17 protein-coding genes, 1 tRNA gene and 1 pseudogene are annotated in these 20,226 nt (G+C 65.8%); 17 read left to right on the forward strand and 2 right to left on the reverse strand.

Annotated elements, in window-relative coordinates; translation table 11 throughout:
• From AWC31_RS23640 to AWC31_RS23700, 13 genes and pseudogenes are all read left to right on the forward strand, one after another.
• Positions 1-214: pseudogene (locus AWC31_RS23640) on the forward strand (mammalian cell entry protein); the annotation flags it as partial.
• Positions 211-1,266 carry an MCE family protein gene (locus AWC31_RS23645; RefSeq protein WP_085146393.1) on the forward strand — a complete coding sequence of 352 codons (1,056 nt, stop codon included), beginning with the start codon at positions 211-213 and terminating at the stop codon, positions 1,264-1,266. The pseudogene AWC31_RS23640 and the gene AWC31_RS23645, both read left to right, overlap by 4 nt.
• A complete protein-coding gene (locus AWC31_RS23650) occupies positions 1,259-2,305 on the forward strand; it encodes an MCE family protein (RefSeq protein WP_085146394.1) in 1,047 nt (348 codons plus the stop codon). The genes AWC31_RS23645 and AWC31_RS23650 overlap by 8 nt, the downstream gene beginning before the upstream one ends.
• Positions 2,302-3,420 carry an MCE family protein gene (locus AWC31_RS23655; RefSeq protein ID WP_085146395.1) on the forward strand — a complete coding sequence of 373 codons (1,119 nt, stop codon included), beginning with the start codon at positions 2,302-2,304 and terminating at the stop codon, positions 3,418-3,420. Before AWC31_RS23650 ends, AWC31_RS23655 begins: the two co-directional genes overlap by 4 nt.
• On the forward strand, positions 3,420-4,682 hold the full coding sequence (locus tag AWC31_RS23660; RefSeq protein ID WP_110775237.1) for an MCE family protein: 1,263 nt from the start codon (positions 3,420-3,422) through the stop codon (positions 4,680-4,682). The genes AWC31_RS23655 and AWC31_RS23660 overlap by 1 nt, the downstream gene beginning before the upstream one ends.
• Positions 4,679-5,929, forward strand: a complete 1,251-nt coding sequence (locus AWC31_RS23665; RefSeq protein ID WP_085146397.1) for an MlaD family protein — start codon at positions 4,679-4,681, stop codon at positions 5,927-5,929. Before AWC31_RS23660 ends, AWC31_RS23665 begins: the two co-directional genes overlap by 4 nt.
• Positions 5,930-5,943: 14 nt before the next feature.
• Positions 5,944-6,588 carry an Rv1363c family protein gene (locus AWC31_RS23670; protein ID WP_085147251.1) on the forward strand — a complete coding sequence of 215 codons (645 nt, stop codon included), beginning with the start codon at positions 5,944-5,946 and terminating at the stop codon, positions 6,586-6,588.
• Between the two features lie 11 nt (positions 6,589-6,599).
• Positions 6,600-7,394: an RsiV family protein gene (locus AWC31_RS23675; RefSeq protein WP_085147249.1), complete on the forward strand. Its 795-nt coding sequence runs from the start codon at positions 6,600-6,602 to the stop codon at positions 7,392-7,394.
• A gap of 37 nt (positions 7,395-7,431) precedes the next feature.
• Positions 7,432-7,764 (forward strand): type II toxin-antitoxin system Phd/YefM family antitoxin, encoded by a 333-nt coding sequence (locus AWC31_RS23680; protein ID WP_085146398.1) that lies wholly within the window; start codon positions 7,432-7,434, stop codon positions 7,762-7,764.
• Positions 7,765-7,880: 116 nt separating this feature from the next.
• Positions 7,881-8,924, forward strand: a complete 1,044-nt coding sequence (locus AWC31_RS23685) for an ABC transporter substrate-binding protein (RefSeq protein WP_207626418.1) — start codon at positions 7,881-7,883, stop codon at positions 8,922-8,924.
• The gene (locus tag AWC31_RS23690) at positions 8,921-9,724 is read left to right on the forward strand and encodes an ABC transporter ATP-binding protein (RefSeq protein WP_085146399.1); all 804 of its coding nucleotides are present in this window, start codon (positions 8,921-8,923) and stop codon (positions 9,722-9,724) included. Before AWC31_RS23685 ends, AWC31_RS23690 begins: the two co-directional genes overlap by 4 nt.
• Positions 9,717-10,556, forward strand: coding sequence for an ABC transporter permease (locus AWC31_RS23695; RefSeq protein WP_085146400.1), 840 nt, complete (start codon positions 9,717-9,719; stop codon positions 10,554-10,556). Before AWC31_RS23690 ends, AWC31_RS23695 begins: the two co-directional genes overlap by 8 nt.
• Before the next feature lie 8 nt (positions 10,557-10,564).
• A complete protein-coding gene (locus AWC31_RS23700) occupies positions 10,565-11,902 on the forward strand; it encodes an LLM class flavin-dependent oxidoreductase (protein ID WP_085146401.1) in 1,338 nt (445 codons plus the stop codon).
• 102 nt (positions 11,903-12,004) lie between these two features.
• Here the strand turns inward: AWC31_RS23700 and AWC31_RS23705 are convergent, their stop codons facing one another.
• Complete coding sequence (locus AWC31_RS23705; RefSeq protein ID WP_067858972.1) at positions 12,005-12,496, reverse strand: YajQ family cyclic di-GMP-binding protein; 492 nt, start codon at positions 12,494-12,496, stop codon at positions 12,005-12,007.
• Between the two features lie 109 nt (positions 12,497-12,605).
• Here AWC31_RS23705 and AWC31_RS23710 point away from each other — a divergent pair.
• The 4 genes from AWC31_RS23710 (at position 12,606) to AWC31_RS23725 (ending at position 19,095) form a co-directional block, all read left to right on the forward strand.
• Positions 12,606-12,688 (forward strand) — tRNA-Tyr (locus tag AWC31_RS23710).
• A gap of 113 nt (positions 12,689-12,801) precedes the next feature.
• Entirely contained in the window at positions 12,802-15,018 is a 2,217-nt protein-coding gene (locus tag AWC31_RS23715) for a 6-phosphofructokinase (protein ID WP_085146402.1), read from the forward strand.
• Positions 15,019-15,078: 60 nt separating this feature from the next.
• Positions 15,079-17,790, forward strand: a complete 2,712-nt coding sequence (locus AWC31_RS23720) for a cation-translocating P-type ATPase (protein ID WP_085146403.1) — start codon at positions 15,079-15,081, stop codon at positions 17,788-17,790.
• An 18-nt stretch (positions 17,791-17,808) separates the two neighbouring features.
• Entirely contained in the window at positions 17,809-19,095 is a 1,287-nt protein-coding gene (locus tag AWC31_RS23725) for an acyltransferase family protein (protein WP_085147255.1), read from the forward strand.
• Here the strand turns inward: AWC31_RS23725 and AWC31_RS23730 are convergent.
• Entirely contained in the window at positions 19,055-20,215 is a 1,161-nt protein-coding gene (locus tag AWC31_RS23730) for an acyltransferase family protein (RefSeq protein WP_085146404.1), read from the reverse strand. The two genes, AWC31_RS23725 and AWC31_RS23730, sit on opposite strands and share 41 nt — an antisense overlap.
• Positions 20,216-20,226 lie beyond the last annotated feature (11 nt).

Genomic DNA, 20,226 nt, shown 5'->3' on the forward strand with positions numbered 1-20,226 from the left:
ACCCGCACCCGCGCCGCCACCCGGTCCACCGCCCCTACTTCCGGCGGAGGCCGCACCCGCTTCGTTCGGCGGCAACGTCGGGCCGGTCGGCAGTGTGCAGGAACGTGCGCAACTCAGCGTCATCACCGGTCAGCCAGCCTCGACGGCCACCCAGTTGCTGCTCGGCCCGGTGGCGCGGGGCATGACCGTGTCCATTTCTGAGGAGCCCCGATGAGGTACCGCGGCGCACTGATCGGCCTGTCGCTGTTCATGGTGGTGGCGGTGGCATTGACCTGGCTGGTCTACGTCACGCTGCGCCGTGACGTGGCCGGTAAGACGGTGCCGTACGCCGCGATGTTCACCGACGTGTTCGGCTTGCGCGAAGGCGACGACGTCCGGATGGCGGGCGTGCGGGTCGGCCGGGTGGAAAGCGTTGAGCTCCAAGGCGATCTGGCCAAGGTGTCGTTCGTCGTGCAGAGCGACCAGCAGGTGCTGGGCACCACCGTCGCCTCGGTCACCTACCAGAACATCGTCGGGCAGCGCTACCTCGGACTGTCGTTGGGCAAGCTCGGCGACCCGGGACACCTGCCGCCGGGCAGTGTGATTCCCGTCGAGCGCACCGATCCGTCCTTCGACGTCGATACGCTCCTCAACGGCTACGAGCCGTTGTTCAGCGTGCTCGACCCGCAGAACGCCGACAACCTCACCAAAGGCGTCATCCAATCACTGCAGGGCGACGAGGGCTCCATCACCGCGCTGGTCGACCAGACCAGCAAGCTCACCGAATCGTTCGCGGGGCAGGACGAACAACTCGGCGAGGTGATCACCGATCTGAACGTCGTGACGGCCAACCTGGCCCGCCACAACGACGACCTGGACCACATCATCGGTGAAGCCCGAACGGTGGTGTCCACGTTCGACGCCCGGCGCCCGCAGTTGGTGGATTCGATGGGCTCGATCGCCAAGGTGGTGCGCCAACTGTCGACGATCTCCGACGAGGTCTACCCGTCGCTGAACGAACTCGTCACGCGCGAGCCGGGGTTCGCCGCGCACATGGTGGGCCTCGAGCCGCAGCTGGCGTTCACCGGCGCCAACCTTCCGCTGCTGCTCAAGGGATTCGCGCGCATCACCAGTGAGGGCACCTACGCCAACGCCTACGCGTGTGACCTCAACATCCAGGGTTTCTTCCCTGGCCTCAACGACGTCGTGCCGATCATCGTCGATGCCGCAACGCCCGGCAACAAGGCGCAGTACACCCCCAAGTGCAGGAACATGGCCAATGGCTGATCAAACACCCAAGCCGCGGCGCAGGCGCCCGCCCCTGGAGAACCGCAACCGGACGTTGTTGGGAGTCATTGCGGTAGCGGTCGTTTCGGTGCTCGTGGCGACACTGCTGTTGATCAAGGTCGCCAACATCGGCTATCGCGAGTACACCGCGCAGTTCCTTCAGGCGGCGGCCCTGCGGCCGGGCAACCCCATCACCGTCGCCGGAATCCCGGTCGGCGAGGTGATGAGCATGAAGCTCGCGGGCGATCATGTCGAAGCCGCTCTCAAGGTCCGCAATGACGTTGCGCTCGGCGAGGACTCGCGGGCCTCCATCAAGATCACCACGATCCTGGGATCACGCTACCTGGCGCTCTACCCCGAAGGATCGGGGTCGTTGCCGGACAACACCTTTGGCCTCACTCATACCGAGGTGCCCTACGACCTGCAGGAAGCCCTGGCCGACGTGACCAGAACATACGAACAGGTCGACACCGACAAGTTCGCCCAGTCGCTGGCCATCCTGGGTGAGCAGATGAAGACTCTGCCGCCAGTGGTACCGCAGGCGCTGGAGAACACCCACACGCTGTCGACGATCATCGCGCAGCGCCGCGACCAACTCGGTGAACTGCTCAAGACCACGGAGCTCATCAGCACCACGCTCCGCCGCCAGCAGGCGACGATCGGAAACCTGGTGAACCAAGGCAATTCGCTGCTCGGCGAGTTCGTCGCACGGCGTGCTACGTTCCACGCGATGATGGACGCGCTCACCAATCTCGTCCAGACGTTGAGCAACATCGTCATCGACGACCGCCCCGAGCTGGAGGAACTGCTGCGCAATCTGCGTGAGCTGTCCGGCATGCTCGGCCAACACGACGATCTGCTGCGCAGCATCCTGCAATCCGCCCCGATCGCATTGCGCGGCCTTGCCAACGCGACCGGCACCGGCAACGCCGTCGACTTCAACGCCACCAACGGCCTGCTGATCGACTCGTGGATGTGCGCGATCAGCGGTCGGGCCAAGCAGTTCAACATGCTCCAGTACTTCAAGGACTGCAAATGAGAATCGGAAAGTCCCGGCTCGTGGTCCTGGGTATCGCCGCACTCACCGCGGCGGCAGTGGCCGTCACGGCGGCAGTGATCTACACCAAGGATCAGCTCGACACCATCTCTGTGACCGCCCAGTTCGACAGCGCGGCAGGCCTTTACGAAGGCAACACCGTGGCGGTGCTCGGGATGCCCGTGGGCAAGGTCACCAAGATCACCCCGAAGGGTGGCTACGTCGAAGTCGACTTCACCGTCGACCGGGACGTCAAGATCCCGGCCGACGCGCAGGCGGTCACCATCTCGAATTCGATCCTGACCGACCGGCAGATCGAACTGACCCCGCCCTATCGCGGCGGCGACGTCTTGGCCGATCACGCCACCATCGGATTGCACCGTACCCAGACCCCGGTCGAATTCGCCCGGGTGCTGGACGTTCTCGACAAGCTCTCGGTTTCGCTGCGGGGCGACGGCAAGGGCGACGGCCCGGTGGCAGACGTCGTCAACGCCAGCGCCGCGATCGCCGACGGGAACGGCCAGCGGATGAAGGACGCCCTCGGCGAGCTGTCGAATGCGTTGCGGCTGAGCGCCGACAAGGGCACCGTGACCAGAGACCAGCTCACCACGATCATCCGTAATCTCAGTTCGTTGTCGGAGGCAACCGCCCGTAACGACGCGACGATGCGCGAATTCGGTTCGTCGGTGCGTGCGCTCAGCCAGATCCTGGCCGATGAGGATCTGGGCACCGGGACCACCGGTAAGAAGATCAACGAAGTGCTCACGCATACGGCCGAAGTCCTCAACACCCACCGGGATGCGATCAAGGACATCGTCGCCAACGGCGACACCGTCCTGACGACCGCGGTCGATCACGAGCGTGATCTCGCCGAGTTCCTCGATGTCGCGCCGATGACGCTGGACAACCTGTACAACGTCGTCGACCAGAAGAACGGCGCGCTGCGGGTCAAGGTGCTCACCGATCGGGTGTTGTTCGACAACCAGTTCATCAAAGAGATCTGCAACGTCATGGGGCTGCGGCAGTTGGGCTGCAGCACCGGCACATTGCAGGACTTCGGGCCGGACTTCGGAATCTCCAACATGCTCGACGGGCTTGCGGCGATGGGACAGAGGTGATGGGTAGAGATCGGATGCGACGGGCGCCCGTGGTGCTCGCACTGACCGCATGCCTCGTGGTCTCAGGGTGTGCCACGGAAGGTTTGGCGAGCCTGCCACTGCCCGCACCGGGTGTCGGGTCGGGCGGCTATCGGGTGACGGCGGTGTTCTCCAATGCGCTCAACCTGCCCGCCAACGCGAAAGTGAAACTGGCCGGCGCGGACGTCGGCCAGATGGAGTCGATGGTGGCGCGCAACTACACCGCGGTGACCACCCTGCGGATCATGGACGGGGTTCGGTTGCCGCAGGGCAGCACCGCCGAACTGCGTTCTGCCACACCGTTGGGCGATGTCTTCGTCGCCATCAAGCCACCGAGCCCGGCCGACCCGGATGCGCCGTTGCTGAAGGACGGCGACACCATCCCACTCGAATCGACCGCGGCGGCCGCCACTGTCGAATCGGTGCTGAGCTCGGCGGCGGTTCTGGTGAACGGCGGTGCGGTGCGCAACTTCACCAACATCATCAACGGTTTGGGCAAGGCGACCGGCGACCAGGGCCAGGCGTTCGGCAATCTCATCCGCAAGACCAACCAGACCCTCGGCACGCTCAACGGCAGATCCGAACAGATTTCGACGGCGATCACCGAGACTTCGCTGCTGGTCGAACAGCTCGAGGCCAAGAACCAGACGATCAGTGAGGTGATGGCGCAAGCCCGTCCGGCCACCGACACCCTGGCCGCCCACACCACGCAGATCGCCGATCTGGTGGAACAGGTCGGCGATGTGTCCGACCAGCTGCGCGAGTTCCCGTCGATCGCCGGTACCGACACCAGTGGCCGCAGTGTGATCGCCGATGCGAACACGGTCGCGGCGGCATGGAACGACGTCGTGCTGACCCCCGACGCCACCCTGTATGCGCTCAACCGGCTGATGCCCCCGCTCGTCAAGGGCACGACCAGCAACGCGATCGCGGTGAACGCGAGTATCGATCGGTTGATCCTCGGGCATATCCCGGACATCGGTTTCGCCGGAGACCCGGGCCTGCACGGCCCCAAGTGGCACAACTGGCATCAGCTGGTTGGCGCATTCAGGTACACGCTGTTGCGCCTGCAGGAAAAGGTCGTCGGCAGGGGGCCCGCCGTTCCGCAGGTGCCGGTCATACCCAGCCCGACCGAGCCGGGCCAACTCGAGGTCGCACCGCATGCGGGGGGACCGGTTCCGGCGGCGCCGCCACCGGAACCGGTCCCGGTGCCCGGCCCGCTTCCTGCCGAGGCGCCGCGATGATCGGCACCGCGGCCGACCGACTCGTCGGCCTCGTCCGGTACGGCTACCGGCGCCGGGCGTGGCTGTCTGCGGCCGGCCTCGTCATGGTCCTGGTGGTGGCGACCGGCTATCTGCTGTTCGGTGCGCTTCGGGTCAACCCGTTCGCGTCGCAGTACAAGGTGACCGTCCAACTGCCCGAGTCGGCCGGCCTGCTGCCCAATCAGGACGTGACGTTGCGCGGTGTGCCGGTCGGGCGCGTGCAACAACTCGACATCACCCCGTCCGGCGTCAACGCTCTGGTCAATGTCAAATCGACCGTGAAGATCCCAGAGTCAAGCGCCGTCCGGGTTTCCGGCCTGTCGCCGGCCGGCGAGCAGTACATCGACTTCGTGCCCGAGTCGGATCGGGGGCCGTTCCTCGCCGACGGCAGTGTGATCGCACTCGGTAAGGCCACCGTGCCGGTCAGTCTCGCGGAGCTGCTGGCCAACGCCGACGGGGCACTCGCTCAAACCGATACGGACAAGCTCGAACTCATCAGACGGGAGCTGAGTCTCAGCGACGCCGGTCCCCAGAAACTTGCGGACATCATCGACGGCGGCACGTTCCTGCTTTCCACGCTCGACTCGGTGTTGCCGGAGACCAGCAGCCTGCTGCGCAGCAGCCGTTCGGTGTTCACGCTCATCGCCGACAAGAACGCCGGAATCGACGTTGCGTCAGACAATCTCACCGAGTCGTTCGTGGGTATCAACAAGATGCGCGACGGCTACCGCAGGCTCACCGACCAGGCGCCGGGAACACTGACCTCGGTCGACAATCTGTTCATCGACAACTCCGACACCATGGTGCAGCTGCTGGGCAACCTGACCACGACGTCGCGGCTGCTCTATCTGCGGGTGCCTGCGCTCAACGCGTTGTTCCCGAGCTACCGCACGTCGCTGCTCGACGCGCTCGGCACGACGATGCACGACCACGGGCTGTGGGCGACCGGCGACATCTACCCGCGTTATTCCTGCGACTACGGAACACCGCGCCTCCCACCGTCTTCGGCCGACTACCCCGAACCGTTCATGTACACGTACTGCCGCGACGACCACCCCGGGATCCTGATCCGCGGGGCCAAGAACGCGCCGCGGCCGGCCGGCGACGACACCGCCGGACCGCCGGCGGGCGCCGACCTCGGCAGGCAGACTGATCCGACCCCGAAGGGCCGGTACACGATTCCCACCCCGTACGGCGGCCCGACGCTGCCGATCGAGCCGCCCCGCTGAACGAGGAGATGACGTTGTCTGTGACGACTGACAAAGACACCGACAAGGACACCGAACTCGACGACAAAGAGGTCGAGGAAACGGCCGACGATGTCGACGAGACGCCCGAAGAGGTCGATTCGACTGACGAGAAAACCGACCCTGCAGAGGAACCCGACGACAAGCAGGTGATCGAGCGCCGGTCACCACGCAGGGTTCTGATCGGAGCGGTTGCCGCCGTGCTGATTGCCGCGTTGGCCGGTGCAGGGTACCTCGGCTGGCAGTTGTGGCAACAACAACAGGTCGAGCGTGCCGGGCAGGCCGCGCAGCAGGCCGCCGTCGCGTATGCGGCGGTACTCACCAGCATCGACACCGCGAAGGTCGACGAGAACTTCACGCAGGTGCTCGACGGTGCGACGGGTGAGTTCAAGGACATGTACTCGAAGTCCGCCACGGAACTGCGCCAGTTGCTGATCGACAACAAGGCATCCGCGCACGGCGTGGTGCTGGAATCGGCTGTGCAGTCAGCGACCAAGGATAAGGTCGTGGTGCTGCTGTTCGTCGACCAGTCGGTGTCGAACACGCATGTGCCCGATCCGCGCATCGACCGCAGCCGGATCAAGATGACGATGGAGAACGTCGACGGCCGCTGGCGGGCGAGCAAAGTCGAGTTGCCTTGATGGACTCAGCCATGCGTCGCACGATGGTGGGGGCGGTGGCGGTGGCGGTGGCACTCGCGACCGCGCCGTCCGCGGCCGCGTCGGCTCCGACATTCTGTGATGAGCTGGGCGGCAACTGGGATGGGCAGTTCTGCACCACGTCGGTGGTGTCGGAGCGAAAAGCGGTCCGAAACATCAAGATGGCGCTGCCCGGCGATCTGGTGGACAACCCCGTCATCCGGGAGTATCTGACCAACCTGATGAACAACTGGCGCAACGCCGCGAAGAAGATGGTCCAGGACAGCTTCGGCGAGCAGCACTTCCAGGTGTTCCATCGCGGTGACGCGATGAGCGTCGTCTTCCATGAGATCTACTCGGGTACTTTCGGTACCGACGCCCTCGCGCACCCGAACGCGCCGATCCTCAGTGACGCCTACCGCACCTTCACCTTTGCGGGCGGGCGGCAGTTGCAGTTGGCCGATCTGTTCAAGCCGGATGTCGATCACCGGGCCGAAATCCCGCGCCTGGGTGCGCCGTTCATCGTCGCCGCGCTCGATGCCGCACCGCCGCCGCACCAGCCGGGCACGTATCCGTTCACCCCGGATCGTTGGACGCCCGACAAGGTGTATTCCGGCGGCTACAAGGCCTGGGCGCTGACGCCCGACGAACTCATCCTCTACATGCCGGACTATCCGGTAGGGCGTGACAGCCCGATCGATTTCACGCCTGGACTCATGCAGTGGTCGATGGACGGTGGCACTGTGCAAGCGCACATTCCGCTCAGTGCGCTGAGCCCCATCCTGCGCCCCGAGTTCGGCGGCGTCTGAGTATGCCCTCCGATCTGGTCGCGTAACGAGTATCGACATGGTGCGCACCATCGGGATCGGCCAACTACGCGGTGATACCCGCAACTACGTCGAACGGGTCGCGGCCGGCGAGACGTTCGAGGTGCTGCGCCGCGGGCGACGCATCGCTCGACTGCAGGCCGCGCACGGCTGTCACGACATGCTCATCGCCGTGCCGCTCAACGAATTGCGTACGCGCGCCGCCCGCGTGTTCGACCGGGTCGCGGCAGGGGAGACGATCGCCGTGGAATACCACGGCCGGACGGTCGCCGCGTTACGGCCGTGCACCGGCGATGTCCGCGCGAAGCCATCCCGGATACCGGCCGCCGCGCGACAGACGCCGGTGGCCTAGCGAGGCGCATCGCATTCGACTCGGCCCGATGTTAAAGGGTTACGGGACATCGCTTCGCTGCCAACATGAGGCGCGTCATCAAGCGATTCCACAGGGGGTGGGCCGTCGTGCGCCCAATGAGATCGATCATCGCGGTGCTCGGTGCGCTGGTATTGGTGCTGACCGCGTGCTCCGGAGGTGAGGCGCCGAGCGTCGACGGCAAGACCGTCGTGCGGTACCAAGGCTGGGCCGGTGAAGTCGAGTTCCCCGAACTCGCCGAAGAACTCGGCTACTACCAGAAGATCAAGTTGAACTGGGTCGGCAACACCACGAGCGGGCCGCAGGACATCCAGTCGGTCGCGACCGGCGACATCGACGTGGGCTCCGCATTCAACGGCGCGGTGGTCAAGCTCAACGCCGCAGGCGCGCCGATCACGTCGGTGCTCAGCTCCTACGGTGCCGACGACGCCGAATACACCGGGTACTACGTGCTGGAGGACAGCCCCATTCGGACCGCGCGCGATCTGATCGGCAAGAAGGTCGGGATGAACACACTGGGTGCCCACCACGAGTTCCTCACGCGCGAGTGGCTGGCGAAAGAGGGGCTGACCAACGAGGAGATCAAGACGGTAACCCTCACCGTGGTCCCACCGGTCAACACCGAGCAGGCCCTGCGGGAAAAGCAGATCGACGTCGCGGCACTCAACACCATCTGGCGTGAGACGGCCACCGAGCGTGGCGGTATCCGGCCGTTGTTCACCGACAAGTCGCTGTTCGGTGCCTTCAGCTACGGCACGTACGTCATGCGCGACGACTTCATCGCCAAGAACCGCGAAGCCGCAGCGGATTTCGTCCAGGGCACCGCACGCGCGATCCGCTGGACACAAGTGACGCCGCGCGATGAGGTCGTGGCCAAGTTCCGCGAGATCATCGACAAGCGCAACCGCAACGAGGACACCAAGACCATCGAATATTGGCGCAGCCCGGGTATCCCGGTGCCCGGCGCGGTGATCGCCGAACGCGAACTACAAACGTGGATCGATTGGCTCGTGCGCAACGGCGAACTCGAATCGGGAAAGCTCAAGGCGACAGATCTTTACACCAACGAGTTCAATCCCTACGCCAACGGCACATACCCCGAGGGCAGCGGTCCCGATGGCCAGGCATTGGCGAAGAAATGAGCACCACGCCCAAGTTGCGCCTGCGCAACGTCACCAAGCAGTTCGAGATCCGCGGTGAGAAGACGAGTTTCACCGCCCTGCAGGACATCAGCATCGACCTCGCCGACGGCGAGTTCCTGGTACTGGTCGGTCCGAGCGGCTGCGGCAAGTCGACGCTCCTCGACCTGCTCGGCGGATTGAGCACGCCGACATCAGGCGAGATTCTGCTCGACGGCACGCCGGTCACCGGCCCGGGGCTCGATCGCGGCATCGTCTTCCAGCAGTACGCCTTGCTGCCGTGGCGAACCGCACGCAAGAACATCGAATTCGGGCTGGAGGCCAAGGGCTTACCGGGTTCAGAACGGCGAGAACGCGCCGAGCACTACCTCGAGTTGGTCGGCCTGCAGGCGTTCGCCGACCGCTACCCGCATGAATTGTCGGGCGGGATGAAGCAGCGCGTCGCGATCGCGCGCAGTCTCGCGTTCGACCCAGGGGTACTGCTGATGGACGAGCCCTTCGCCGCGCTCGACGCGCAGACCAGGGAGTCGCTGCAGGACGAGCTTCTGCGGATATGGCAGGCGACGGGCAAGACCATCCTGTTCATCACGCACGGCATCGACGAGGCGCTGTATCTCGGGCAGCGGGTCGCGGTGCTGACGTCGCGTCCCGGGCGAATCAAGAAGATCGTCGACGTCGCCATCGACCGCACCGGCGAGGACATCCGCTCCAGCGCCGGCTTCCGCGAACAACGTCATCACATCTGGACCTTGCTGCGCGACGAGGTCGAACGGGCACGATCACAGGAGGTTTCGCATGTCTAGTGCGCTCGCGGTCGCCGACATCGACACCCCCGTAACCACGGTTCCGGAACCCGCTGCGCCCCGGCGTGTCAATGCATTGGCGTGGCGGGTGCTGCGCTCCACGAGCGTCATCGCCGCGTTGCTGGCGGTGTGGGAGCTGGCACCCCGGATCGGATTGGTGGACAAGGTCTTCCTCCCGCCGTTCAGTGAGGTGGTGACCGCCTGGCTCACGATCGCGGGCAACGGGCAGTTGTGGGAACACGTTTCGGCAAGCCTGTCGCGTGCACTGGCCGGGCTCGCCGTGGCAGTCGTCGCAAGTATCCCGCTTGGCATCGCGATCGCGTGGTACCGGCCGGTCGCGGAGTTTCTCAACCCGCTGCTCGAACTGTTCCGCAACACCGCGGCGCTGGCGTTGCTGCCGGTGTTCATCCTCATCCTCGGGATCGGCGAAACCTCCAAGGTCGCGCTCGTCATCTACGCGTCGTCGTTCCCGATTCTGCTCAACACGATCTCCGGCGTGCGCACGGTCGACCCGCTGCTGATCAAATCCGCACGCTCTCTGGGGCTGTCCCCGATCCGGCTGTTCCAGAAGGTGATCCTGCCCGCCGCGGTGCCGACCATATTCACGGGTCTGCGAATGGCGGCCGCATCGTCGATCCTCGTGCTCATCGCCGCCGAGATGGTCGGCGCCAAAGCGGGGCTCGGTTATCTGATCACCGCATCGCAGCTCAACTTCCAGATCCCGAACATGTACGCCGGCATCGTCACGATCGCCCTTGTGGGTGTTGTCTTCAACGGCATCCTCGTCGCGATCGAAGGGCGGTTGTCCGGCTGGCGGGCCACGGCTCAGTAAAGGACGACATGTCGCGACAACTGCATCTCAACGCGTTCCTCATGGGTGTCGGCCACCACGAAGCGGCGTGGCGGCATCGTCGTACCGATGCGCGAAACCTGACCGATGTCAAACACTTCCAGCGATTGGCGCAGCTCGCCGAACGCGGCCGGCTCGACTCCGTGTTCTTCGCCGACGGACTCGCGGTCGGGGCCAGGATCAAGCACAACACGCAGGCGATCTTCGAACCCATCACACTGCTGACCGCGATGGCGGTGGTCACCGAGCACGTCGGGTTGATCGCGACTGCCAGCACCGGTTACCTCAACCCGTACACGCTGGCGCGTAGCTTCGCGTCACTCGACCACATCAGCAACGGTCGCGCCGGGTGGAACATCGTGACCTCGGCCGGTGCGGACGAGGCCGCGAATTTCGGGCTCGACGGCATCCCGGACCACGCCGGCCGATACCGCCGCGCGACCGAATTCGTGGACGTCGCAACGGCGTTGTGGGACAGCTGGGAGGACGACGCGCTCGTCCTCGACGCCACCACGGGCATATTCGCCGCCCCCGACAAGGTGCATTCGATCAATCACTCGGGTGAGCATTTCAAGGTTGCGGGCCCGCTGAACTCGCCGCGCTCGGTGCAGGGCAGGCCGCTGCTGGTGCAGGCCGGCTCCTCGGAAGCCGGCAAGGACTTCGCGGCCCGGTATGCCGAGGCGATCTTCACCGCGCAGCGGTCGGTCGGGGAGGGCGTGGCGTTCTATCGCGACGTCAAGGCCCGCGCGGCGAAGTTCGGCCGTAGCCCCGACGAGGTGAAGATCCTGCCCGGAATCGTGCCCTATCTCGCACCGACGGCGGAGGCGGCCCGCGAGTTGGAGCAGCAGTTCACCGATCTCATCTCTCCGGAGTACTCACTGCGCCAGCTGTCGCAGATGCTCGGCGTCGATCTCACCTCACACGCCCTCGACGCGCCGTTGCCACCGTTGCCGCCCATCGAGCAGATTCAGGGCAACAAGAGCCGCTACCAACTGGTCAAGGACCTGGCCGGCCGGGAGTCGTTGACGGTCCGGGAACTGATCGCCAAGCTCGGTGGCGGGCGCGGCCACCGCACGTTCGCCGGAACTCCCGAGCAGGTTGCCGACAATCTCCAGGAGTGGTTCGAGGCCGGTGCCGCCGACGGATTCAACGTCATGCCGCCGTACCTGCCCGGCGGCCTGGAGGACTTCGTCGACCAGGTGGTGCCGATCCTGCAGAAGCGTGGCCTGTTCCGCACCGAGTACACCGCGACCACGCTGCGCGGCCACTACGGCCTCGCGCACCGGCCGAGCCGATACACGCCCTCAGCGGCGGAATCGAGCGCCTGACCCGCTGAGCAGTCGACTAGCGCCGCATCGAGTCTGCGGTGAGGGCGGGGTGTTCTCGAACTCTTGCGCCCTCAGCGCAGACTCGACGCGGCCCCAGGGGTACTAGCGATAGTTGACGAACTGCAGCGCCACGTCGAGGTCGGATCCCTTCAGCAGCGCGATCACGGCCTGCAGGTCATCGCGCTTCTTCGAGCTCACCCGGATCTCGTCACCCTGGATCTGGGCTTTGACGCCCTTGGGACCCTCGTCGCGGATGATCTTGGTGATCTTCTTGGCCTGCTCGCTGCTGATGCCCTGCTTGATGGTTCCGGTGACCTTGTAGGTCTTGCCGCTGGGCTGCGGGTCTTCGGCGTCGAACGCCTTCATCGAGATGTCACGACGCACCAATTTCTCCTTGAATACGTCGACCGCGGCCTTGACCCGCTCCTCGGTGCTGGAGGTGAGTTCGATCACCTCCTCGCCCTTCCACGCGATCGTGGTGTCGGTACCACGGAAGTCGAACCGAGTGGACAGCTCCTTGGCGGCCTGGTTGAGCGCGTTGTCGACCTCCTGGCGGTCGACCTTGCTGACGACATCGAAGCTGGAATCCGCCATTGGATGCCTCTCCTCTCCTCGCTGTGGTGCTGCCGGTTTGTAACTTAGGTACATCCTCGTTGTACCCTGCTATTCGCACCAAACCGGGAACGGGGCGGAGCGCCAACCCGGCAGGTTGCCCGAGTGGCCAATGGGAGCGGACTGTAAATCCGTCGGCTTACGCCTACGCAGGTTCGAATCCTGCACCTGCCACGCTGGAAAACCGCGGACCTACAGGTCCGCGGTTTTTTCCGTTTCCGGCCCTTCATGACGCCGCTGCGAGGTCATCGGCCATGCAAGAGTGGGGTAGGAGGGAGGCCGGTGATATGTCTGATGCCAAGTCCGCACCATCGAGCGTCGCTGTCCTGACGAGCGGCGGTGACGCAGCCGGTATGAACGCGGCGGTGCGCGCCGTCATCCGCACCGCCGCGCACCACGGCATCGACGTGTATGCGGTCCACGAGGGATACCACGGCCTCGTCACCGGCGGCGACCTCATCCGGCGCATGGAACCAGCCGAGGCCGATGGCATTCTGCACCTGGGCGGCACAGTCATCGGAACCGCCCGATCAAACCAATTCAGAACTCGCGAAGGCCGTCGCGCGGCGGCCCGCAACCTGGTTGAACACAATATCGACGCGCTCGTTGTGATCGGCGGCGACGGCAGTCTTGCCGGAGCCAATCTGTTCCGCGAGGAGTGGCCCGGCTTACTCGCGGAACTCGTTGCCAGCGAATCGCTTTCGTCAGACGTCGCGGAATCGCACTCGTTTCTGCGTCTGGTCGGCCTGGTTGGATCGATCGACAACGACATGTCCGGTACCGACATGACGATCGGCGCCGACACGGCGTTGCACCGGATCGTCGAGGCACTCGACGCGCTTCACAGCACCGCGGCCAGCCACCAACGGACATTCGTGGTGGAGGTGATGGGAAGGAATTGCGGTTACCTCGCCCTGATGTCGTCGTTGGCCACCGCGGCGAGCTGGGTTCTCATCCCGGAGCAGCCGCCGGCCGAGGACTGGCCGCAGCAGATGTGCCAGGACATCAAGGCGGGGCGTGACATCGGCCGTCGGCACAGCGTGGTCGTCCTCGCCGAAGGAGCGCACGACCGCGACGGCAATCGGATCACCGCCGAGCACGTCAAAACGCTGCTGGAGGACGAGCTGGGGGAGGACACCAGGATCACTGTCCTCGGGCACGTTCAGCGCGGGGGCGCGCCGAGTGCGTTCGACCGGTACTTCGCCACGCTCCTCGGTCATGCCGCTGTCCAACGACTGCTCGCCGACGAGCCGGGGGCACCGGCCCAAATGGTCGGTCTGCGCGGAGACCGTGTGGTCACCTCGCCCCTGATGGAATGCGTGGCGAACACGCAGCAAGTCGCCGAACGCATCAAGACGCATGACTACGTCGGGGCGATGGAGCTACGCGGCGGGAACTTCCGCCAGGCCTACGAGATCCTGCAGACCGTCCAGCAAGCCGCGCCGCGACCGGTACCCGCTCAGCGACGATTCCGGATCGCCGTTGTCCACGGCGGCGGACCGGCACCCGGTATGAACACCGTGGTGCGGGCCGCGGTCCGGCTCGGCCTGGACCGCGGCTACACCGTCCTTGCGGTCAAGAACGGGTTCCGTGGATTGCGCGAGGGTGACATCTCGGAGATGGGCTGGATGGATGTCAGCAGCTGGGTGTCCGAGGGAGGTGCGGAGATCGGCACCAATCGCGACGTGCCAGGAGCCGCGGCGATCGCCCAGATCGCCGACCAGATCGCCGCCCATCAGATCGATGCACTGCTGATGGCAGGCGGATGGTCCGGTTACCAGGCGGCCTACGAGCTACACCGGCATCGGGACAGGTACGCCGCCCTCGACATCCCGATCGTCTGCATGCCGGTGACCATCAACAACGACGTCCCGGCAACCGAATTGAGCATCGGCAGCGACACCGCGCTCAACAGCATCGTCGCCGACGTCGACAAGATCCGGCGGTCTGCTGTCGCGACGCGACGGGTTTTCGTCGTCGAGGTGATGGGCCACGACTGTGGCTATCTCGCCCTGCTCAGTGGTTTGGCGACCGGAGCCGAACGCATCTACCTGCCCGAGCAGGGGATCACGCTGGACGGTCTCACCGCCGATGTCCACGCGCTAGCCGACGGCTTCCGGGCTGGCAAGAGAGTCGGCCTCGTCGTCCGTAGCGAAGGCTCCGACCGCGTGTACACCACCGGATTCATCACCTCGCTGTTCCAGAAGGAGGGCGGGGAGTTGTTCGACGCCAGGGAGGAGGTCCTCGGGCATGTGCAGGAAGGCGGCAACCCATCGCCGTTCGACCGGGTACAGGCGACCATCCTGACCGCTCGCTGCCTGGAATTCCTGTCGCAGGAGCTTGAGTCCGGCGGCCGGGCCGGCGCGATGATCGGATTTCGATCCGGCGAACTGCAATTCGCCGACCTGACCGAATACCCGGCGCTCATCGAAGAAAACGTTCAGCGACCCACCGAACAGCGCTGGATGGAACACCGCAACCTCGCGGTCGTCATGCGCGACTGAAATCGTTCGCGACGGCGAATGGCAATTGCGCTATGTCGCGCGGCCGTGCAGTATCCGATTATGGCGGAAATTACCGCCTCGGCAGATGACGCGTTGGGCAGCGCGCTGGCGCATTCCCGCAGTGTCACCGAAGTGCTTGAAGTATTGGGCAGTTCGGGGGACGGCTTGGACAGTGACAGTGCGCGTGACCGGCTGGCCACTTACGGTCCGAACAAACTCCCCGAAAAGCGACCCCGGCCCGCACTTCTCCGGTTCTTCGCGCACTTCAACAACGTATTGATCTATATCCTGATCGCCGCCGGTGTGCTCAAAGCCATTCTCAACGAATGGGTGGATTGCGCCGTGATCATTTCCGTCGCGGTGATCAACGCCGCGGTGGGTTTTCTCCAGGAAGGCAGGGCCCAGCGGGCGCTCGACAGCATCCGGGGCATGCTGTCGGTGACCGCACGGGTGCGCCGTGACGGTCACTGGCGACAGGTGGACGCGCAGACTTTGGTACCCGGCGATGTCGTGCGCATCGCGTCGGGCGACCGGGTCCCGGCTGACATGCGGCTGCTCGACGTCGCGAACCTGCGCGTGGAGGAATCGGCGCTCACGGGCGAATCCCTGCCCGCCAAGAAAGACGTCGCGCAGGTCGGCCCGGATGCCGGCCTCGGCGACCGGATGTCGATGGTCTACTCGGGCACCATCGTGGCGGCGGGCTCCGGTACCGGCGTGGTGACCGCCACCGGCACGAGCACCGAGATCGGCCGCATCCAGTCGCTCATCGCCGACGTGGAAACCATCGACACCCCGTTGACGCGCAAACTGGCTCGGTTCGGCCGTCAACTGTCGGTCGGCATCCTGGGCATGGCCGCGCTGATGCTCGTGATCGGCAAACTGCTGCATCAATTCTCGGTGAACGAACTGATCACGGCGGCAATAGGTTTCGCCGTGGCGGCGATACCGGAGGGGTTGCCCGCCGTCGTCACCATCACCCTCGCCCTTGGTGTGCAGCAGATGGCGCGCCGGAGGGCGATCACCCGCAAGCTGCCCGCCGTCGAGGCGCTCGGCGCCGTCAGCGTCATCTGTTCGGACAAGACCGGCACGTTGACCCAGAACGAGATGACCGCTCGGACCGTGGTCACCGCGCACAACCGGTTCGATGTCACCGGCACCGGCTACCGGCCCGAAGGTGGCATCGAACTCGACGGCGCACTGATCACGCCTGCCGACCATCCCGACCTTGCCGCACTGTTGACGACGATGGCCGTCTGCAACGACGCACGGCTGCATGAGGCCGACGGCCAATGGCGGGTGGTCGGTGAGCCGACCGAGGGTGCGCTGCGCACGCTGACGCAGAAGGCTGGAATCGACGACGCGGAGTGGCCTCGGCTGGGTGTCGTGCCGTTCGAGTCGGCCAATAAGTTCATGGTGACGCTCAACGACGGCCCCGGTGGTGAGCGCTACCTCTACGTGAAGGGGGCACCGGACCGGCTGCTCGACCGCTCCACCACGCAGGCGTCATCGCAGCCGCTCGACCGCGCGGCATGGGAGGCGCGGATCGACGACCTGAGCGGACAGGGACTGCGGGTGCTCGCGGCCGCACGGCGGCCCGCGATCGGCGCGGAGAAGGTCGACATCGACGACATCGACGACGGGCTGGAGTTCCTCGGTGTCGTCGGCATCGTCGACCCGCCCCGGCCGGAGGCCATCACAGCCATCGAGACGTGCCGTAACGCCGGCATTCAGGTCACGATGATCACCGGTGACCATGCTGGTACCGCGGCCGCCATCGCGCGCGAGATGGGCATCACCCCGGCCGATGAGAAGCCGCGCGTGGTCACCGGAGCCGAGCTGGAGGCGATGAGCCAGACCCGGCTGCGGCAGGTGGCCGACGAAGTCGACGTCTACGCACGCACCAGCCCGGAGCACAAGCTACGCATCGTCAGTGCCCTGCAGGCCCAGGGCAAAGTAGTCGCGATGACCGGTGACGGTGTCAACGACGCACCGGCGCTGACCCGGGCCGACATCGGCGTCGCGATGGGTATCAAGGGGACCGAGGCGACCAAGGAGGCCGCCGGGATCGTCCTCGCCGACGACAATTTCGCGACCATCGAGCGTGCGGTCGAAGAGGGCAGGCGCATCTACGACAACATCCGCAAATCGGTGCTGTTCATGCTGCCCACCAACGGCGCGCAATCGTTGATCATCCTCGTCGCGATTCTGCTCGGGTTCGCGTTGCCGCTGCAGCCAGTGCAGATCCTGTGGGTCAACATGGTCACCTCGGTCACGTTGTCGCTGGCGTTGGTCTTCGAGAAGGCCGAAGACGGCCTGATGCAGCGCCCACCCCGCACCCCGAGCCAGGCACTGGTCAACCGGGCCGACGTCGCGATGATCGCCCTGGTGTCGATCCTCGTCGCAGGCGCCACCCTCACCGAGTTCTTCGTCGCACGGGCAGGCGGATATTCACTGGCCGTTGCCCAGACCGCCGCCGTGAACATGTTGGCGCTCGGCCAGCTGGCCTATCTGCTGAACTGCCGCTTCGTCACCGCATCGAGCCTGCGGCCCAAGGTATTTCGCGGCAATCCGTGGGTGTGGCGGATGGCCGGCGCCATGATCGTCCTGCAACTCCTCTTCACCTACGCACCGTTCATGCACACGTGGTTTCACTCGGCACCGATCACGTTCCGCGGGTGGGCGGTCGCGATCGCATTGTCCGCCGTGATCTTTCTCGTCATCGAATTGGCCAAGTGGGTGGGCCGCAGATTCATGCCGTCCGCGAGCAGGTAGCGAGTCCCGGGGGTGGACATGCCAGAGCGTGATCTGTCGGTGGACTTCTACCGTGTGTCGGCGATCGGACTCGTCGTGGTTGGCCATTGGCTCGCGGCGTCGGCGACCTATCGAGACGGCGAGTTCGGCATGCAGAACGTGCTCGAGGAGATGCCGTGGACCCAATGGCTGACGCTGGCCTTCCAGGTGATCCCGGCGTTCTTCCTGATGGCCGGATACGCAAGCTCGGTGTCATGGACGCGGCGGCAGGGTACCGGCTCGGCCCAGACCTGGTTGCGCTACCGGTTGTCGCGGACGCTGGGGCCGACCGGGGCCTACATCGCGATCGTGCTGGCCGTGGTCGTGGTTCTGCTGTTGGTCGGGGTGGACAGCGCGAAACTGGCTTTCGGCGGCTGGGCGGTCGCCTACCACCTGTGGTTTCTGGTCACGTTCGTCCTGTTGGTCTTGGCGACTCCCTTGGCAGTGGCCGCGGACAGGCGGTGGGGTCTTGCCGTGCCCGCGGCTCTGGCGGTCGCCGTTGGTGTCATCGACGTGGCCTACATCGGCGGCGACGTGCCCTACGTCGGATACGTCAATTACGTGCTGGCCTGGGGCGCGGTATACCAACTCGGAATCGCTTGGCGCAGCGGACGGTTGGCGGGCCACCGGCCGTTGCTGCTGGCACTGGTCTCAGCGCTTCTTCTCGCGGTGCTTCTCATATGGGGTCCGTACCCGGTCAGCATGATCGGGGTGCCGGGTGAGGAACTGCAGAACACCGGTCCGCCGTCGCTCGCGCTGATCGCGTTCGCCGCGGCCCAGGCCGGACTGCTGATGGCTGTCGCGCCCGCCGTCAACCGGGTACTCACCGCTGCCCGCGCGCAGCGCCCGCTGACGGTGGCCAACAGCGCCGTGATGGGCCTGTACCTGTGGCATATGGTCCCGGTCGTCATCGTGGCGCTGCTCGGCTATCCGACCGGTCTGATGCCTCAACCGCCGATCGGCTCGGGCGACTGGTGGCTTCTCCGGATCGTCTGGGTCTCGGCGATCTCGGTGGTGATGGTTGTGCTGATGGCGTTGTTGCGGTGGTTGAGAACATGGGTGGCCGCGCCGCTGCCCTCGGTCACGGTGTCAGTGCCCGAGGGGTGGGGGCTCGCGGGGTTGGTACTCGGGGCGTCGGTCACAGCGGCCGCAACCTTGATGTTCACGATCGGCGGGTTCGCCCCCGACGGACGTTTTCCGCTGCCGGCCACGCTGTTGTTCGTCGCGGGCGCGGCTCTCGTCGCCCTCACTCCGCGCGCAAGCGACGCAACCATCGACCGGCGATGAGCCGAGCGCCCGCGAGCACCGCCAGGATGGCCGCGAGCACCAGGCCGGGGCCCACGATCCACACGGGTCTGCTGAGCCACCAGGCCGCCGTCGGCTCGCTGGACAGTGTGAATCCAGCCCGCTCGTACAGCCACAAGAACACCACGAGTGCGGTCATGTGCCAGGTGAACACGGGCATCGTCACGCCGTTCGCGGCCACCACCGCCCGCCACGGCCCGCGGTGCTGCAGCCAGGCGTTGAGCCTGGGCCGGGCCAGCATCACCAGCCCGAGCTGGAACGTAGCGAGCGCCGCGATGGGGGCCGTGGTCGGGAACATGTTGCTGGTGTCGTCGCCCTGCACCGCGACCATCGAGCGCGAATACGGCCCGAACGTCGTCAAGACGACCAGTCCGGCAAAGCCCGCCGCAGCCACTGCGGCGGCCATTGCCCGCCCGCCCCCGGGCAGCGTGCCGTCTCTCCAGAAATAGCCCAGTTGGTGGCAGAACAGCCACACACACGCCGAACCGACCAGACCCGGAACCGGCCCACCCCACCCGAGCCCCAGCCGAAGGACGTCGGCGGTGAGGACCGCCGCGGCCAGCAGGGCGGGAACCCGCCAGCCCCAGAGTCGGTGAAGGCGGGCCGTGAGCGGCACCGCGGCGACGACCGCGGCGTAGACCCCGATGAACCACAGCGGGACGAACACGACGATGCCCCACTCGAGCACACCGCGGCGGCCGGTGGCCTGCACGATCAGGTCGAAGACCAACCAGACCGCGACAAAGGGCACGAGCGGCAACAGCAGTCGGCGCATACGTACGCCGAGGAAGCTCGCCGCGCCGCGTCCACCCCGCCTGACGGCCTCCCAACCCGCGAGGTTGGCGTAGCCACCGACGATGAAGAACACCGGCATCACCTGCAGCACCCACGTCAGGGCCCATTTGCCCGGTACATAGCCGATAGGGTTCGGCATCACGAGCGAGTAGTCGCCGTCCCAGTGGGTGATCGACAGCGACCAGTGCCACAGGACAACGACGCAGATGCTCGCTGCCCGCAGGAAGTCGACGACCCGATCGCGGCTCGGAGGTGTCGAGTCGACCAGGGCGTCCAGATCCGGCAGAGCGCTTCGTCGTTTGCCGATGTCGCCTCCCG

This window comes from Mycolicibacterium wolinskyi, from assembly GCF_002101965.1.
GTDB lineage: Bacteria > Actinomycetota > Actinomycetes > Mycobacteriales > Mycobacteriaceae > Mycobacterium > Mycobacterium wolinskyi.

Bases quoted from the DNA above. Each gene is read 5' to 3' on its own strand.
- AWC31_RS23690 (WP_085146399.1), top strand. From the start codon at position 8,921: ATGAGCACCACGCCCAAGTTGCGCCTGCGCAACGTCACCAAGCAGTTC.
- AWC31_RS23675 (WP_085147249.1), top strand. From the start codon at position 6,600: ATGCGTCGCACGATGGTGGGGGCGGTGGCGGTGGCGGTGGCACTCGCG.
- AWC31_RS23720 (WP_085146403.1), top strand. From the start codon at position 15,079: ATGGCGGAAATTACCGCCTCGGCAGATGACGCGTTGGGCAGCGCGCTG.
- AWC31_RS23700 (WP_085146401.1), top strand. From the start codon at position 10,565: ATGTCGCGACAACTGCATCTCAACGCGTTCCTCATGGGTGTCGGCCAC.
- AWC31_RS23695 (WP_085146400.1), top strand. From the start codon at position 9,717: ATGTCTAGTGCGCTCGCGGTCGCCGACATCGACACCCCCGTAACCACG.
- AWC31_RS23725 (WP_085147255.1), top strand. From the start codon at position 17,809: ATGCCAGAGCGTGATCTGTCGGTGGACTTCTACCGTGTGTCGGCGATC.
- AWC31_RS23680 (WP_085146398.1), top strand. From the start codon at position 7,432: ATGGTGCGCACCATCGGGATCGGCCAACTACGCGGTGATACCCGCAAC.
- AWC31_RS23685 (WP_207626418.1), top strand. From the start codon at position 7,881: ATGAGATCGATCATCGCGGTGCTCGGTGCGCTGGTATTGGTGCTGACC.
- AWC31_RS23650 (WP_085146394.1), top strand. From the start codon at position 1,259: ATGGCTGATCAAACACCCAAGCCGCGGCGCAGGCGCCCGCCCCTGGAG.
- AWC31_RS23665 (WP_085146397.1), top strand. From the start codon at position 4,679: ATGATCGGCACCGCGGCCGACCGACTCGTCGGCCTCGTCCGGTACGGC.
- AWC31_RS23715 (WP_085146402.1), top strand. From the start codon at position 12,802: ATGTCTGATGCCAAGTCCGCACCATCGAGCGTCGCTGTCCTGACGAGC.
- AWC31_RS23660 (WP_110775237.1), top strand. From the start codon at position 3,420: ATGGGTAGAGATCGGATGCGACGGGCGCCCGTGGTGCTCGCACTGACC.
- AWC31_RS23705 (WP_067858972.1), bottom strand. From the start codon at position 12,496: ATGGCGGATTCCAGCTTCGATGTCGTCAGCAAGGTCGACCGCCAGGAG.
- AWC31_RS23655 (WP_085146395.1), top strand. From the start codon at position 2,302: ATGAGAATCGGAAAGTCCCGGCTCGTGGTCCTGGGTATCGCCGCACTC.
- AWC31_RS23645 (WP_085146393.1), top strand. From the start codon at position 211: ATGAGGTACCGCGGCGCACTGATCGGCCTGTCGCTGTTCATGGTGGTG.